This window comes from Halarchaeum sp. CBA1220, from assembly GCF_003721175.2.
In the GTDB taxonomy this organism is placed as follows: domain Archaea; phylum Halobacteriota; class Halobacteria; order Halobacteriales; family Halobacteriaceae; genus Halarchaeum; species Halarchaeum grantii.
This window is the reverse complement of the sequence record NZ_CP054707.1, coordinates 1,867,726-1,882,650: the sequence shown is the minus strand read 5'-3', so window position 1 is coordinate 1,882,650 and position 14,925 is coordinate 1,867,726. Positions and strand designations below refer to the sequence as shown.

12 protein-coding genes are annotated in these 14,925 nt (G+C 70.1%); 9 read left to right on the top strand and 3 right to left on the bottom strand.

What is annotated here, in order from left to right; all coding sequences use genetic code 11:
* The first annotated feature begins 9 nt into the window (after nucleotides 1–9).
* The 6 genes from EFA46_RS10000 (at nucleotide 10) to gfo6 (ending at nucleotide 7,386) form a co-directional block, all read left to right on the top strand.
* Nucleotides 10–2,121 (top strand): beta-glucosidase, encoded by a 2,112-nt coding sequence (locus EFA46_RS10000; protein WP_123076184.1) that lies wholly within the window; start codon nucleotides 10–12, stop codon nucleotides 2,119–2,121.
* Between the two features lie 59 nt (nucleotides 2,122–2,180).
* A complete protein-coding gene (locus tag EFA46_RS09995) occupies nucleotides 2,181–3,287 on the top strand; it encodes a PAS domain S-box protein (protein WP_123076186.1) in 1,107 nt (368 codons plus the stop codon).
* Nucleotides 3,287–3,886 (top strand): response regulator, encoded by a 600-nt coding sequence (locus EFA46_RS09990; RefSeq protein ID WP_123076188.1) that lies wholly within the window; start codon nucleotides 3,287–3,289, stop codon nucleotides 3,884–3,886. Before EFA46_RS09995 ends, EFA46_RS09990 begins: the two co-directional genes overlap by 1 nt.
* Nucleotides 3,887–4,067: 181 nt before the next feature.
* Complete coding sequence (locus EFA46_RS09985) at nucleotides 4,068–5,036, top strand: sugar phosphate isomerase/epimerase (RefSeq protein ID WP_123076190.1); 969 nt, start codon at nucleotides 4,068–4,070, stop codon at nucleotides 5,034–5,036.
* Entirely contained in the window at nucleotides 5,033–6,139 is a 1,107-nt protein-coding gene (locus EFA46_RS09980) for a Gfo/Idh/MocA family protein (protein WP_123076192.1), read from the top strand. The genes EFA46_RS09985 and EFA46_RS09980 overlap by 4 nt, the downstream gene beginning before the upstream one ends.
* A 167-nt stretch (nucleotides 6,140–6,306) precedes the next feature.
* Nucleotides 6,307–7,386 carry a D-xylose 1-dehydrogenase Gfo6 gene (gene gfo6 / locus EFA46_RS09975; RefSeq protein ID WP_123076194.1) on the top strand — a complete coding sequence of 360 codons (1,080 nt, stop codon included), beginning with the start codon at nucleotides 6,307–6,309 and terminating at the stop codon, nucleotides 7,384–7,386.
* On the opposite strand, the gene EFA46_RS09970 is transcribed toward gfo6, so the two are convergent.
* The 3 genes from EFA46_RS09970 to EFA46_RS09960 all read right to left on the bottom strand — a co-directional run bounded on the left by EFA46_RS09970 (nucleotide 7,383) and on the right by EFA46_RS09960 (nucleotide 11,113).
* A complete protein-coding gene (locus tag EFA46_RS09970) occupies nucleotides 7,383–8,420 on the bottom strand; it encodes a tyrosine-type recombinase/integrase (protein WP_123076196.1) in 1,038 nt (345 codons plus the stop codon). The two genes, gfo6 and EFA46_RS09970, sit on opposite strands and share 4 nt — an antisense overlap.
* Complete coding sequence (locus tag EFA46_RS09965) at nucleotides 8,417–8,824, bottom strand: DUF5805 domain-containing protein (protein WP_123076198.1); 408 nt, start codon at nucleotides 8,822–8,824, stop codon at nucleotides 8,417–8,419. Before EFA46_RS09965 ends, EFA46_RS09970 begins: the two co-directional genes overlap by 4 nt.
* A 585-nt stretch (nucleotides 8,825–9,409) precedes the next feature.
* Nucleotides 9,410–11,113 (bottom strand): AarF/ABC1/UbiB kinase family protein, encoded by a 1,704-nt coding sequence (locus EFA46_RS09960; protein ID WP_123076200.1) that lies wholly within the window; start codon nucleotides 11,111–11,113, stop codon nucleotides 9,410–9,412.
* 271 nt (nucleotides 11,114–11,384) lie between these two features.
* Between EFA46_RS09960 and EFA46_RS09955 the strand changes: the two genes are divergently transcribed.
* The 3 genes from EFA46_RS09955 to EFA46_RS09945 all read left to right on the top strand — a co-directional run bounded on the left by EFA46_RS09955 (nucleotide 11,385) and on the right by EFA46_RS09945 (nucleotide 14,905).
* On the top strand, nucleotides 11,385–11,786 hold the full coding sequence (locus EFA46_RS09955; protein ID WP_123076201.1) for a helix-turn-helix domain-containing protein: 402 nt from the start codon (nucleotides 11,385–11,387) through the stop codon (nucleotides 11,784–11,786).
* Between the two features lie 192 nt (nucleotides 11,787–11,978).
* On the top strand, nucleotides 11,979–13,316 hold the full coding sequence (trkA, locus tag EFA46_RS09950) for a Trk system potassium transporter TrkA (protein WP_123076203.1): 1,338 nt from the start codon (nucleotides 11,979–11,981) through the stop codon (nucleotides 13,314–13,316).
* Entirely contained in the window at nucleotides 13,313–14,905 is a 1,593-nt protein-coding gene (locus EFA46_RS09945) for a TrkH family potassium uptake protein (protein WP_123076205.1), read from the top strand. The genes trkA and EFA46_RS09945 overlap by 4 nt, the downstream gene beginning before the upstream one ends.
* The last annotated feature ends 20 nt before the right edge of the window (nucleotides 14,906–14,925 follow it).

The window sequence follows — 14,925 nt, the reverse complement described above, 5'->3', positions numbered from 1 at the left end:
GCTCCCGACATGAGCGAGCGCTCCGTCACCGACATCGTCGACGAACTGACGCTCGAGGAGACAGTCGCGCTGACGCACGGCGCGAGCGACCCGTCGGACCGCGCGACCGGCTACGTTCGGGGTATCGAACGCCTCGACGTGCCCCCGCTCCGAATGGTCGACGGGCCGCTCGGCGTGCGCGTCCCCGGCGAGGAGGCGACGGCGTTTCCCGCGCCGCTCGCGCTCGCCGCGACGTTCGACACCGACCTCGCGGAGACGCACGGCGCGGCGCTCGGCCGCGAGACGAACGGCATGGACGCCGACGCCCTCCTCGGCCCGGGGACGAACCTGATTCGCGTTCCGCAGAACGGCCGGAACTTCGAGTACTTCAGCGAGGACCCCGTCCACTCGGCGGCGTTCGCCGCCGCCGTCACGCGCGGCATCGAGTCCGAGGACGTCATCGCGACGCCGAAGCACTACGTCGCGAACAGTCAGGAGCGCTATCGGGCGTCGATCAGCGCCGACGTCTCCGAGAGCGCGCTCCGTGAACTCTACCTGCCGTCGTTTCGCGCGGCCGTCGACGCCGGCGCGGGGTCGGTCATGACCGCGTACAACGGCGTGAACGGCACGCGGATGAGCGACCACGCGCGCCTCCTCCGAGACGTCCTGAAGGGCGAGTGGGGCTTCGAGGGGTACGTCGTCTCCGACTGGTTCGGCACCGAGGGCGCGGCGGCCGCCGCGAACGGCGGCCTCGACGTCGAGATGCCGGGCGTCCCGATGGGCGAGATGCTGCCCGGCGACGCGGACGCCGAGGACGGCCCCGTGGAGATGCCCGAGGAGCTCGCGCGCGGCATGCCGGACGCCGCGTCCTGCGAGCGCTTCGCCGAAGTGCTCGCCGAGCGCGTCCGCGACGGCACGGTCCCCGAGGCACGCCTCGACGACATGGCCGAGCGCGTCCTCACGCAGATGGACCGCATCGGCCGCCTCGACGGCTCTCGGACAGATGGGGCGGTGGACACGCCCGAGCATCGCCGGCTCGCACGGCGCGTCGCCGAGCGCGCGAGCGTCCTCCTGAAGAACGACGGCGCCCTCCCGCTCGCGGACGACGCGGCCGTCGCGCTCGTCGGCCCGAACATCGACGAGGCAGTCCTCGGGGGCGGCGGCTCCTCGGAGACAACGCCCGTCGTCGAGTCCACGCCGGAGGCCGCCCTGACGTCGCGCGCGGACGGCCCCGTCACCGTCGAGTACGGCCTGCCGCCCGTCGAGGCCGTCTCGATGTTCGACCTGCTGGAGGGCGCCGACGGCGGGGAGGGAGACGACGGCTCGACCCGCGACCCGGAGATGGCGGACGCGCTCGCGGCGGCCGCCGAGGCCGACGTCGCCGTCGTCTGCGTGCGCGACACCGCGACGGAGGCGATGGACCGCGAGAACCTCCGCCTCCCCGGCCGACAGGACGACCTCGTCGAGGCGGTGGCGGACGCCGCCGACAGGACCGTGGTCGTCGTCAACTCCAGCGGGCCGGTCGAGCTCCCGTGGCGCAACGACGTCGACGCCGTCGTCGAGAACTGGTACCCGGGGCAGGCGCACGGCGACGCGCTCGCCGCCGTCCTCTACGGCGACGCCGACCCGTCGGGCCGCCTCCCGGTGACGTTCGCGCCCGAGTCGGCGTATCCGACGAGCGGGGACGAGCGGCGCTACCCCGGCGAGGACGGCGTCGTCCACTACGACGAGGGGGTCTTCGTCGGCTACCGCCACCTCGACCGCGAGGGGGTCGAGCCGACGTACCCGTTCGGGCACGGGGGCTCCTACGCCGACTACGAGTACGTCGACGCCGACCTCGCGGACGGGACCGTCCACGTCACCGTGGAGAACACGTCGGAGCGCGACGGCCGGGAGGTCGTCCAAGTGTACGTCGAGCCGCCCGAGGACGGGGACGTCGAGCGCCCGCCGCGCGAACTCGCGGGGTTCGCGAGCGTCGAGGTGCCCGCAGGCGAGCGCGTCGAGGTGTCGGTCGACCTCGCCGAGCACGCCTTCGACAGCTACGTCGAGGGGTCGGGCTGGACGACGCCGCCGGGCGAGTACGCGCTCGCCGTCGGGCGGTCGTCGCGCGACATCCGCCTCGAACTCGCGGCGACGCGCTGACGTGCCGAAATAGCTATAGGCGTCCCGAGAGTCGTACGACCACGCGATTCAGACTCCGCATGTCATCTTCAGGCCCGCCGTCGGACGCCGACGACTCCGACTCGACCGTCCTCGACGAGAGCGGGAACGTGGAACCCGGCGTCCTCGATAAGGAGTTCTTCGAGGCGCTCGTCGAGAACGGCTCCGACGCCATCGTCTCCATCGACGAGAACAGCCGCATCCTCTTCGCCAACCGCTCGGTCGAGCGCGTCTTCGGCTACGAGCCCGACGAGCTCGTCGGGGAGCCGCTGACGACGATTATGCCCGAGCGCTTCCACGACGCCCACCACGAGGCGATCGAGCGCTACCTCGAGACGGGCGAGCGGACGCTCGACTGGCGGGACGTCGAACTCCCGGCGAAGCACGCCGACGGCCACGAGGTCCAGCTCTCGATCACCTTCGAGGAGCACCGCTACGACGGCGAGCGCGTCTTCTCGGGGATCATGCGCGACGTCACCGACCGCGTCGAGCGCGAGCGCGAACTCGAGCGTCAGAACGAGCAACTCGAGCGCTTCGCGTCCTTCGTGAGCCACGACCTGCGCGACCCGCTCCAGACCGCGAAGGCCGACGTCGCGATCCTCGAGTCGGAGTACGGAACCGACGAACTCTTCGACGAACTCGACGAAACGCTCGACCGGATGGACGCGCTCATCGACGACGTGTTGACGCTCGCGAAGCAGGGGAAGACGATCGGCGAGACGGCGACGGTCGAACTCCCCGACGTCGCGCGAGCAGCGTGGCGGACGGCGGGCGTCGAGACGGCGACGCTCGACGTCGAGGACGACATCGGGAGCGTCCGCGCCGACCGCGAGCGCCTGGAGACGCTCTTCCAGAACCTCTTCCGGAACGCCGTCCAGCACGCGGGCGCGGACGTGACGGTGCGGGTCGGCGCGCTCCCCGACGGCTTCTACGTCGCGGACGACGGCCCGGGGTTCGGCACGGAGGCGCCGGAGGACCTCTTCGAGTACGGCTACACGACCGACGAGTCCGGCACCGGGTTCGGCCTCAGCATCGTCGGTGAGATCGCGGACGCCCACGGGTGGGCCGTGTCGGCGACGTCCGGCGAGACGGGGGGCGCGCGCTTCGAGTTCCACGGCGCCACCGCGAGCCGCGAGGTGGTGGAGTGATGAGCACGGCGAGCGCGCCCGACTCGTCGACGGACGACGAGGAGCCGGTCGTCATGGTCGTCGACGACGAGGAGCGCATCCCGGAGGCGTTCGCCATCTGGCTGGGCGACGACTACGAGGTGCGGTCGGCGACGAGCGGCGAGGAGGCCCTCGAGAAGATGGACGGGGACGTCGACGTCGTCCTCCTCGACAGACACATGCCGGGGCTGTCGGGCGACGAGGTCCTCGAGCGCATCCGCGATGCGGACTACGACTGCCGCGTCGCGATGGTCACTGGCGTCGACCCGGACTTCGACATCGTCGAGATGGAGTTCGACGACTACCTCACGAAGCCGGTCGGCCGCGACGACCTCCTCTCGGTCGTCGACCGCCTCCTCTCGCTCGGCGAGTACGACCGCGTGGTCACGGAGTACTTCGCCGCGTCGAAGAAGCGCGCCGTCCTCGAGTCGCAGAAGCCCCGCTCGGCGCTCGAGGAGAGCGACGAGTACGACCAGCTCCTCGCCGACCTCGAGGAGTACGAGCGCGAACTCGACGCGCTCCTCGCCGACCTCGACCCCGAGGAGTACGAGACGCTCTTCTACGAACTCCTCGACGAGTAACGCCGGTTTTCCCGTTTCGCCACACCGGGGAGCCGCTGGCTCGCGCACCTCCATTCGATATAGCGTCATATGATATACCAGTCGCCGTTCGGACGCACCGTGCTCCGACATCAGCGGATACTCCGGGGCCAGCGTAACCGTCATGAAAATCCTTATCCAATACTGCATGGATACCTCTACCATGGATATCGGTGTACTCACCGTCCCCCTCGGGGACCAACCGCTCGAAGAAGCCCTCGACTATCTCGCCGACCTCGGCGTCGGCGCCGTCGAGATCGGGACCGGCGGGTTCGTCGGCGACGACCACGCGGACCGCGCGGCCCTCCTCGACGACGCGGACGCACGCGCCGACGTCCGCGAGCCCGTCGAGAGCCGCGACCTCCGCATCTCCGCGCTCGCGACGCACAACAATCCGCTCCACCCGGACGAGGAGCGCGCCGCGCGCGCCGACACGGAGCTCCGCGAGGCCATCGAACTCGCCGCCGAACTCGACGTGGACACCGTTACGACGTTCTCCGGGCTCCCCGGCGGGAGCCCCGACGCGAGCGTCCCGAACTGGATCACGGCGCCGTGGCCGCCCGAGCACGCCGACGCCCTCGACTACCAGTGGGAGGAGGTCGCGATACCCTACTGGCGCGACCTCGCCGAGTACGCCGACGAACACGGCGTGAACGTCGCCCTCGAGATGCACCCGAACATGCTCGTCTACGAGCCCGAGAGCCTGCTCGCGCTCCGCGAGGCGACGAACGAGCGCATCGGCGCGAACTTCGACCCCTCGCACCTCTACTGGCAGGGCATCGACGTCGTCGAGGCCATCCGCTTCCTCGGCGAGCGCGACGCCATCCACCACTTCCACGCGAAGGACACGAAGGTCTACGAGGCCAACGCCCGCACGAAGGGCGTCCTCGACACCACGAGCTACGCGGACGTCGCGGACCGCTCGTGGCTCTTCCGCTCCATCGGCTACGGGCACGGCGAGGAGCACTGGAAGGACGTCGTCTCCACGCTCCGCATGGTCGGCTACGAGGGCGCGCTCTCCATCGAGCACGAGGACGCGCTCACCTCCGGCCGCGAAGGCCTCGAGAAGGCCGTCGACGTCCTCCAGCGCGCCGTCTTCGAGACGCAGCCCGGGGAGGCGTACTGGGCATGAGCGAGGAACTCTCCGTCGGGATTCTGGGCTACAAGTTCATGGGGAAGGCGCACGCGAACGCCCTCCAGCGCCTCCCGATGTTCTTCCCGGACGCCCCCGAGACGTCGCTCGACGTCGTCTGCGGCCGCGACGAGGACGCCGCGAGCGAGGCCGCCGAGCGCCTCGGCTTCGACCGCGTCGTCACGGACTGGGCGGACGCCATCGACCAAGTGGACGTCTTCTACAACCTCGGCCCGAACAGCGTCCACGTCGAGCCCTCCGTCTACGCGCTCGAGAACGACGTGCACGTCCTCTGCGAGAAGCCGCTCGCACCGACGCTCGAGGGCGCGGAACGGATGGCCGAAGCGGCCGCCGAGAGCGACGCCGTCGCGGCGACGGCGTTCAACTACCGCTTCGTGCCCGCCATCCAGTACGCGAAGAACCTCATCGAGGCGGGCGAGCTCGGGGAGATTCGCCACGTCCGCGCGAACTACCTGCAGGACTGGCTGAGCGACCCGGAGGCGCCGTGGACGTGGCGCATGGACGCCGACACGGCGGGGAGCGGCGCGCTCGGCGACCTCGGCGCGCACAGCATCGACCTCGCGCGCTTCCTCGTGGACGACCTCACGAGCGTCTCCGGGCACCTGCAGACGTTCGTCGACGAGCGCCCCGTCCCGGGCGAGGACGAGACGCGGCCCGTCACCGTCGACGACGCCTACAGCGCGCAGGTCGAGTTCGCGAACGGCGCGATGGGTACCTTCGAGGCGACGCGGTACGCGAACGGCCGGAAGAACGCCAACACCATCGAAATCAACGGCTCGAAGGGCTCCGTGAAGTTCGACCTCGAGCGCCTGAACGAGCTCGACGTCCTCCTGGAGGACGACCGGGGCTTCCAGCGCGTGCTCGTCACCGACGAGGACGACCCCTACGTCGAGCACTGGTGGCCGCCCGGCCACGTCCTCGGGTGGGAGCACACGTTCGTCCACGAGAACTACGAGTTCCTCTCGGCGGCCGCCGCCGGCGAGGCGGACTACGCGCCCGGATTCGTGGAGGGTCTCGGCGTCCAGCGCGCCCTTGACGCCATCGAGCGCAGCGACGCGAAGCGCGAGTGGGTCGACGTCTGACGTAACCCCCTCGACTCGTTCCTGCCGGATTCGAAACCGTTAGGAGATACTCGAATCCGAGTAATCATTATACACGGAGACACATACGCACACATGGCCCAGACACAGACCGCAGCCGCGACGACCGCCGCACAGCCGCCAAACCCACCGAAATCCGGTGAGAGCCGATGAGCGACCTCCACGAGTACCTCGACGAGTTCCGCGCGCGCGACTGGCAGGAGGCGAGCGCCGAGGACGGCACGGTCCGCTTCGCGATGGTCGGCGTCGGCTGGTGGGTGACCGAACAGGCCGCGCCCGCCGTCGCCGCGAGCGAGCTCGGTGAGACCACCGTCCTCGTCTCGCGCGGGAAGGAGAAGGCCGAAGCGGCCGCCGAGGAGCTCGACGTCGAGCACGGCCTCTCCAGCGAGGAGTTCCGCGACGGTGTGGCCAGCGACGCCTACGACGCCGTCTACGTCTGTACGCCGAACGCCGCGCACCTTGAGACCGTCGAGGCCGCCGCCGACCTCGACAAGCCCGTGCTCTGCGAGAAACCGATGGAGGCCGACGTCGAACGCGCGGAGGCGATGGTCGAGGTCTGCGAGGCGGCCGACGTCCCGCTGATGGTCGCCTACCGGATGCAGACCGACCCCGCGATCCGGCGCGCGCGCAATCTCGTGCAGGCGGGCGCCATCGGCGACGTGACGCACGTTCACGGCCACATGAGCCAGCGTCTCCTCGCGGACGTCAACTCGAACCCGGAGCAGTGGCGGCTCAACCCCGCTCTCGCCGGCCCCGGCGCCTCGGTCACCGACCTCGGCGTCTACCCGCTGAACACGACGCGCTTCATCGTCGACGCCGACCCGCTCGACGTGCAGTCGATGCTCTACAGCGAGCACGACGCCTTCGGGGACGTTCCCGACGAGCGCGCGGCGTTCACCGCGCGCTTCCCGGACGGCGTTCTCGCGTCGTTCTCGGCCTCACAGCGCGCCCACGAGACCGGCTTCCTCCGCATCATCGGCACCGAGGGCGAGCTCGAGCTCGACCCCGCGTTCTTCAACCGCCACGACGCCGGCTTCACGCTCACGCGCGGGACCCAAACCGTCGACGTCGACTTCGACGCCGTCGACCAGATGGAGGAGGAGTTCGACTACTTCGCGGACCGCCTCCTCACCGGGCGCGACATCTACCCGGACGGCGAGCACGGCGTCGTCGACATCCGGGCCATCGAGGCCGTCCTTGAGGGCGAAACGGCGACGCGCGACCTCTAGACGAGGTCGTAGACGTTCGCGAGGTAGACGTCGCGCACGCGGTCCCCCCAGTTGTGCGTGTACGTGTCGATGACGTCGTCCGCGACGTCGCCACGGAGGTACTTCACGACGCCCCGGTCGCCCGTTCTGTCCCGCAGGTGCGTCGTGAAGAAGTGCCGGAAGTAGTGGGGCGTGACGTTCTCCGCCGCGCCCCCGCCGGTCCGATACCAGCCGGCGTCGCGGGCGTACGTCTCGACCGTCTTGCGGACCATCTCCGGCGTGAGGCGCGCCCCCCACGCACCGCTCGTCGAGCAGAAGAGCGGCTCCGCCTCGGAGCGCGCGTCCGGCCGGATCGCCAGCCAGCGCACGAGTGCGCGCCGAAGCTCGTCGTCGACGGGCACGAGCGTCACCCGCTTGCGCTTGTTCGACGCCGAGCGGACCTCGCCGTTCGCCGCCTCGCCCGCCGAGACGTCCGGGTCGACGAAGAGCGTGTCCGGGCGGCCGTCGAGACGCCCGCGCGTCCCGAGATCGGGGTACGCTTCGCGGGCGCCCGCGTGAGCGAGCGCGACGTCCCGGAGGTCGAGATTGCAGAGCTCACCCACCCTGAGCCCGGTCTTCAGGAGCCCCAATACGACCGCGCGGTCGAGCGGATGGCGGATTCCCGCGACGAACTCGCGCATCCGCGCCACCGTCACTTCCCGCCGCGTCGGGTCGGCGTCGATGGTCTCGTCCATCTCCTCGACGACGAGCGTCATCGGGTTCGCGTCGAACGCGCCGACCTGCGTCATATACGAGTAGAAGCGGTTGCAGTAGGAGGCGTACGTCGCGACCGTCGACTCGGCGTACTCCTCGCGCAGCGACGCCACCCACGCGAGACACGCCCGCCTGTCCGCCGCGCGCGGGCCCGCGACGCCGCGCGAATCGAGGAACGCCTCGAACTCGCGGAGGACGCGCTCGTAGGCCGCACGCGTCCGCTCGTGCTTGCCGTGATAGCCCATGTCCTCGAGGAAATACCCCACGGGGTCCTCGACGTCCACGGCCTCCTCCGCGCTCATTCGTCGGCCTCGCGGAGGACGTAGCCACCGTCACGCGGGCTGTACCGGATGGTGCCCTCGTCGTCGAGCGCCGCAAGCGTCTCCTCGAGGCGTTCCTCGAAGTCGCCGGTGAGCGCGGTGAGGAGCGTCTCCCAGTCGGCGACGCCGCGCTCGCGGAGTTCGGCGACGACGCGGGCATCGAGGCCCGCCCCACCGTCGTCCTCGCCGACGTCGTCCCCGCCGTCCGACCCGCTCGCGCCCGCGCCGTCGAGACCGAGGTCGCGCACGCCCGCCTGCACCATCGTCCGCACGAACTCGCTCTGCGTCATCCCGAGTTCGTCCGCGCGCTCTTTCCACGACTCCTTCTGGTAGCGCGGGACGTACGTCTTCACCGACGTCCGCTCGGCGTCGTCCTCGGAGCTCACGCGAGACACCCCCGGGGGCGAGCGTGGGTCGACCGACCGTCTCCGGCGACAGTCACGCGGGACACTCGCGTACCCGTAGTAGTGTTTCCGACATGTTCGGGCCATTCGGACTCGTGACGCGCTGAGTCGCCATCCAGCGCGACAATCGCGTCTCGTCGCTCGGCGCCGATGCCGTCGAACCGTGTTTCGCGGTCGTTCACCCCACCCGTGGCAGGTCGAAGACGGGAGGGTCGCGTCGTGGCGTACATCGGTGGTCGTACGCGGAGCGTCACGCCCCACCACCAAGAAGGTGTCCCCGACGAGTGGATAAGTGACCTTATCGGTCCAATTGTTACTGTATATGGCGTCATCTGTGGTACTACATAGCTGTATCTTCTAACTTCGGGACCCACATTCACGCATATCTCCACCTGCTCTGTGGTACCGGATTCTCGGGTTAGTGCTACGGGGGGGAGAGCGCGGCGGCGTCCCGGGGCGACGGCCGGACGGCCGGGCGGCCGCGCAGTCACGCGGCGGACTCCGTACTCGCGTCGTGAGGGGAGGAGCGCGACCGCCACGAGTCGGTGTCGGCGGTCCCCGGGACCGTCAGCGACGACCGCCGCGGTTCTCGAAGGATCGCTGGGCGACCTGTCCGGCCTCGCGGACGGCGCGCTGGCGGCCCGAGGAGCCGAAGGAGCGATAGAGGAGGCCGAGACAGCAGAGCGTCCCACCACCGACGACGAGCGTCGCGTCGGTCAGCCCCGCCGTGTAGAGATAGGTCGTCGTGACGACGCCCGCGCTCGCCGCTACCCCGAGGACGAGGCGGCGCGCGAGTCGATGCAGGACGGCGTTCTCGTCGGCGACGTCCGTCCGCACCTCGAGGTCGTCCTTGTCGACGCGCTCGAGCGCGCGTTCGGCCTTCGGGGGGACGCGGAGCGCCGAGCGCGCCGAGGCCGTGACGTCGCCACCGACGTCGCGCGCCGTCTCCGCGACGCGCTCGCGCACCATCGCCTCGCGCTCCGACGCGACGTACTCCTCGACGACGGAGACGGTGTCGAAGTCGGGGTCGAGCGTGCGACAGACCCCCTCGAGGACGGTGGCGATGCGGACGACGAGCGCGAGGTCCTGTGGCATTCGGAACGGGATCTCGTGGAGCGTCCCCTCGAAGCCCCGGACGAGCTCGCGGATCTGTGAGCTGTCGACGTGCTCGCCGCGCAGGTGCTCGACGGCGAGCGCGAGCACCTCCGTGACGAACGCGCGGTCGGCGGCGGGGTCGAGCGCGCCCATCTCGACGAAGACGTCCGCCATCGCCTCGGCGTCGTCGTTCGCGGCGGCGCCGTAGAACGCGCGCAGTTGCTCGCGGCGCTCCTCGGAGAGGCGTCCCGTCATCCCGAAGTCGTAGAAGACGATGGCGCCGTCCTCGCGGACGGCGAGGTTCCCGGGATGGGGGTCGGCGTGGAAGACGCCGTCCTCGAGGATCATCCGGATGTAGACGCGCTCGAGGCGCTCGGCGAGCGCGTCGCGGTCGACGCCCATCGCGTCCAACGCCTCGACGTCGTCGATGCGCGCCCCGTCGACGTACTCCATGGTGAGGACGCGCTCGCCCGAGTGCGAGTCGACGGACGCCGGGACGACGACGCGCTCGTCGTCGGCGACGTTCGCGCGCACCGTCTCGAGCGCGTCGCGTTCGTGCCTGTAGTCGATCTCCTCGCGCAGGGTCTGCGCGAACTCGGCGGCGACGTTCTCGATAGTGAAGCGCTGTCCAGGTGACGCGACGCGGAGGACGAGCGGGAGGACGGCCTCGAGCACGCGCAGGTCGGCCTCGACGGCGGCCTCGATGCCGGGGCGACGAACCTTGACGGCGACGCGCTCGCCCTCGAGGCGGGCGGTGTAGACCTGCCCGAGGCTCGCGCCGCTGATCGCGTCCGTGTCGAACTCGTCGAACGCCTCCTCGACCGGCCCCACCTCCGCCTCCAGTACCGCCCGCGCCGCTTCCCACTCCGCCGGCGGCACTCGGTCCTGGAGCTCCGCGAGTTCGCGCGTGTACGTCGGGGGGAGGACGTCCGGGCGCGTCGAGAGCAACTGGCCGAGCTTGACGAACGTCGGCCCGAGGTCGTCGAGCGTCTCGCGGAGCGCGTTCGCGCGCCGCGCGTGCGTGGCGTCGTCGACGGAGCGCGCTCCCCCGAGGAGGAGGAAGCGCCGCCGGTCGCGGAGGAGCGTGAGCGCGAACGGGGCGAGCGCGAGTCCGACGGCGAGGAAGCGTCGGCAGACGAGGAGTGCGGTTCGGATCCGACCGGGTTCCCGGACCATCGTCCGGTGTTCGCCCGCCCACCGTATAGCGATGGCGGAGACCCACCGTGCGAGGTTTCGTTGTCACCGTGGCAATTGATTTCGGTCCGCTAGCGGACTTGTAAATCACATATCGCTATACGCAATACTGCGCGCGGTGGCGGCGAGCGCGGACGCTCGACCCCCCACCGCACGGGGGGGACGGCGCCACCGTAGGGGGACGGCGGCGGCGTCGGCGGCTCACGGCTCGAACGAACGCTTTTACGCGCACGCATCGTACGTCGGGCGACGAATGGCCGATTCGATGAGCGAGATGCTCCGGGCGGACATGGAGTGCGAGGGGCTGTTGGAGTGTTTCCACGACCTGAAAGCGCTCGACCGGGATATCTTCGAGGTGCTCTGTGAGCGCGAGGAGTCGCTGACGGTGGACGAGATCGCCGAGGCGGTGAGCCGTGAGCGCTCGACGGCCTACCGCTCGGTCCAGCGCCTCCTCGAAGCGGGGTTCATCCGCAAGGAGCAGGTGAACTACGAGCAGGGGGGCTACTATCACGTCTACGAACCCCGCGACGGCGAGGAGATCGCCCGCGAACTACAGCGCACCCTCAACGACTGGTACGCGAAGATGGGCACCCTCATCGGCGAGTTCGAACGGAAGTACGCCGAGGGCCCGGCGCGCACGCCCAGCGAAGACTGAGCGCGCCCAGCGTCCGTGGCGGGCGAAGGCACGCCTGCGCGGTACTCGCCGACGCCTCCTCGCCGACACGGTGCCGCGCAGTGGCCCGTCGGCACGGGTGTTCGCGGGGGTGGACGCCGCGACCCGTCGGTCGAAACCGACTTTTCCTGTGCGCGTATTGGGAATGCGTATGCACGCACGGAGGGCTCGACGATGCGAGTCGTAATCGTCGGCGCCGGCGAAGTCGGCTCCAGCATCGCCGCGAGTCTCGCGGAGAGCCACGACGTCGTCGTTGTCGACGTGGACTCGGATCGCGTCGAACAACTGACCTACGAGGCCGACGTCCTCCCCGTCGAAGGCGACGGCACCGACTCCGCGGTGCTCGAAGAAGCCAGCGTCCGCGATGCCGACATCGTCGTCGCGTCCACGGACAACGACGAGACGAACCTCGCGGTCTGCGGGACGGCCGCGACGCTCGGCGACCCGTTCACGATTGCGCGCGTCCAGAAGACGACCTACCTGGAGACGTGGCGGCGCTCCCCGCGCGCGTTCGACGTGGACTTCATGGTCTGCACCGACCTCCTGACCGCGCAGTCCATCGTCCGCGTCATCGGCTTCCCGACGGCGACGGACGTCGACCCGTTCGCGGGCGGGCGCGTCCAGATGGCGGAGTTCGAGGTCGTCGAGGGGAGCCCGCTCGCCGGCCAAACGGTCCAAGAGGCCGACCGCTTCGAGTCGCTGACGTTCGCGGCGATCATCGAGGACGGCGAGGCGACGATCCCGCACGGCGAGACGGTTATCCCGCCGTCGTCGAAGGTCCTCGTTATCGGGACGCCCGCGAGCGTCGAGCGTTTCGCGGCCGCCGTCGCACCGGAGACGGCGGTGAGCGACGTCGAGGACGTCATCATCATCGGCGGGAGCCAGCAGGGCTTCCTCGTCGCGAGCCTCCTCGAGGAGCGCGGCTTCAGCCCGCGCCTCATCGAGCAGGACGAAGCCCGTGCGCGCGAACTCGCCGAAGAACTCCCGAAGACGACGGTGATGGCGCACGACGCGACGGACGCCGACTTCCTCGAGCGCGAGAACGTCGGCGGCGCGGACGTCGTCATCACCTGCTTGGGGAGCGACGAGAAGTGCCTGCTCGTCTCGCTGCTCTCGAAGCGCCTCGGCGCGAACCGCGCCATCGCCTCTATCGCGTCGGGGGAGTACGTCTCGCTCTTCGAGACGGTTGGCGTCGACGTCGCCGTGAACCCGCGCGAGGTGACCGCCGAGGAGATCACGCGCTTCACGCGCGAGCGGCAGGCGGAGAACGTCGCCATCGTCGAACCGGGCTCCGCCGAGGTGCTCGAAGTCGAGGTGGACGAAGCGAGCGTGCTCGCCGGGCGCTCCATCCAGGACGCCGTCGCGGACCTCCCCGGTGAGGTCGTCGTCGGCGCGATTACCCGCGGCACGGAGGTCATCACGCCGCGCGGCGACACGGTCGTGGAGGTCGGCGACCACGCCGTCGTCTTCGTCCCCGCTGGCGCGCAGGCCGAGGTCGCCGAGAAGCTATGAGCGGGATACTCCGCGTCGATTGGCGCGCGAGTCTCAGCCTCGTCGGGAGCATCCTGAAGTATCTCGCCGTCCCGCTCTGCGTCCCGGTCGTCGTCGCGCTCTACTACGGCGACGGCGGCCTCCCGGCCTTCCTCCTCACCATCGCCGTGACGCTGGGCGTCGGGACCGCCCTCGAACGCCTCGACGACGACCCCGACATCGGCACCCGGGAGGGGTTCCTGATGGTGGCGCTGTCGTGGCTGCTCGTCGCCGCTATCGGCGCCATCCCCTACCTCGTGGAAGCCCACGGCGTCCCCGGCGTCGTCGCGCCCACTCACCCGGAGTCGACGCTCGGGAACCCCGCGAACGCGCTCTTCGAGTCGATGAGCGGGTTCACGACGACGGGCGCCACGGTGCTGGGAAGCATCTCCTTCGACGCGCACTCGCGCGCGATGATGATGTGGCGCCAGCAGACGCAGTGGCTCGGCGGGATGGGGATCGTCGTCCTCGCCGTCGCCATCCTCCCGAAGCTCTCCGTCGGCGGCGCGCAGTTGATGGACGCCGAAGCGCCCGGGCCCGGACTCGAGAAGCTCACGCCGAAGATCGCGGAGACGGCTCGAACGCTCTGGGTGCTGTACGTCGGCCTCACGGCGCTCGAAATCGCCATCCTCTACGGCCTCCACCTCCTCGGACCGGTGGTCGGCACGCCGCTCGCCCCGAAGATGACGTTCTACAACGCCGTCGCGCACGGGCTGACGACGATGCCGACCGGCGGGTTCTCGCCGATGGCGCGCTCCATCGAGGCGTTCAGCGCGGTCGTTCAGTGGGTCATCGTCCCGTTCATGGTCGCGGCGGGCGTGAACTTCGCGCTCTTCTGGCACTTCGTGAAGGGCGAACGCCACCACGTCCGCGAGGACGCCGAGTTCCGCGCGTACGCCGGCGTCTTCGCGGTCGCGACCGCCGTGCTCGGCGTCCTGCTCTACACGGACCCCGGCCTCGCGAGCGTCGCGAACGTCGGGCGGATCACGGGCGCGATAGAGCCGTCACTCCGCCACGCCGCCTTCCAAGCGGCCGCCATCGTCACCACCACCGGGTACGCGAGTATGGACTTCAACGCGTGGGGGACGCCCGCGAAGTACGCCCTCCTCGTGCTGATGTTCGTCGGCGGCTCCGCCGGCAGCACCGGCGGCGGGATCAAGATCGTGCGCTGGCTCGTCGTCCTGAAGTCGGTCCGTCGCGAGTTCTTCACCACCATCCACCCCGACGCCGTCAAGCCCGTCCGCCTCGGCGGTCAGGTCGTCGACGAGTCCGCCGTCCGGGGGATTCAGGCGTTCACGCTCCTCTACATCGTCCTGTTCGCGCTCGCGAGCGTGCTCGTCATCTGGAACGGCGCCGCCGTCGAGGGCGGGATGACCGTCCTCGAGGGCGTGAGCGCGGCGGCCTCCACGCTCGGGAACGTCGGGCCGGGGTTCGGCGCGTTCGGCCCGATGAACAGCTATCTGCCGTTCCCGAACTCGACAAAACTGCTGATGGTCGGGCTGATGTGGGTGGGCCGCCTCGAGATATTCCCGGTGCTCATCCTCCTCACGCGGTCCTACTGGTCGTCCTGAGGGCGCGGAAGGCCCACAGC

Coding starts and splice junctions, on each gene's coding strand:
- EFA46_RS10000 (WP_123076184.1), top strand. CDS start 10: ATGAGCGAGCGCTCCGTCACCGACATCGTCGACGAACTGACGCTCGAG.
- EFA46_RS09995 (WP_123076186.1), top strand. CDS start 2,181: ATGTCATCTTCAGGCCCGCCGTCGGACGCCGACGACTCCGACTCGACC.
- EFA46_RS09990 (WP_123076188.1), top strand. CDS start 3,287: ATGAGCACGGCGAGCGCGCCCGACTCGTCGACGGACGACGAGGAGCCG.
- EFA46_RS09985 (WP_123076190.1), top strand. CDS start 4,068: ATGGATATCGGTGTACTCACCGTCCCCCTCGGGGACCAACCGCTCGAA.
- EFA46_RS09980 (WP_123076192.1), top strand. CDS start 5,033: ATGAGCGAGGAACTCTCCGTCGGGATTCTGGGCTACAAGTTCATGGGG.
- gfo6 (WP_123076194.1), top strand. CDS start 6,307: ATGAGCGACCTCCACGAGTACCTCGACGAGTTCCGCGCGCGCGACTGG.
- EFA46_RS09970 (WP_123076196.1), bottom strand. CDS start 8,420: ATGAGCGCGGAGGAGGCCGTGGACGTCGAGGACCCCGTGGGGTATTTC.
- EFA46_RS09960 (WP_123076200.1), bottom strand. CDS start 11,113: ATGGTCCGGGAACCCGGTCGGATCCGAACCGCACTCCTCGTCTGCCGA.
- EFA46_RS09955 (WP_123076201.1), top strand. CDS start 11,385: ATGGCCGATTCGATGAGCGAGATGCTCCGGGCGGACATGGAGTGCGAG.
- trkA (WP_123076203.1), top strand. CDS start 11,979: ATGCGAGTCGTAATCGTCGGCGCCGGCGAAGTCGGCTCCAGCATCGCC.
- EFA46_RS09945 (WP_123076205.1), top strand. CDS start 13,313: ATGAGCGGGATACTCCGCGTCGATTGGCGCGCGAGTCTCAGCCTCGTC.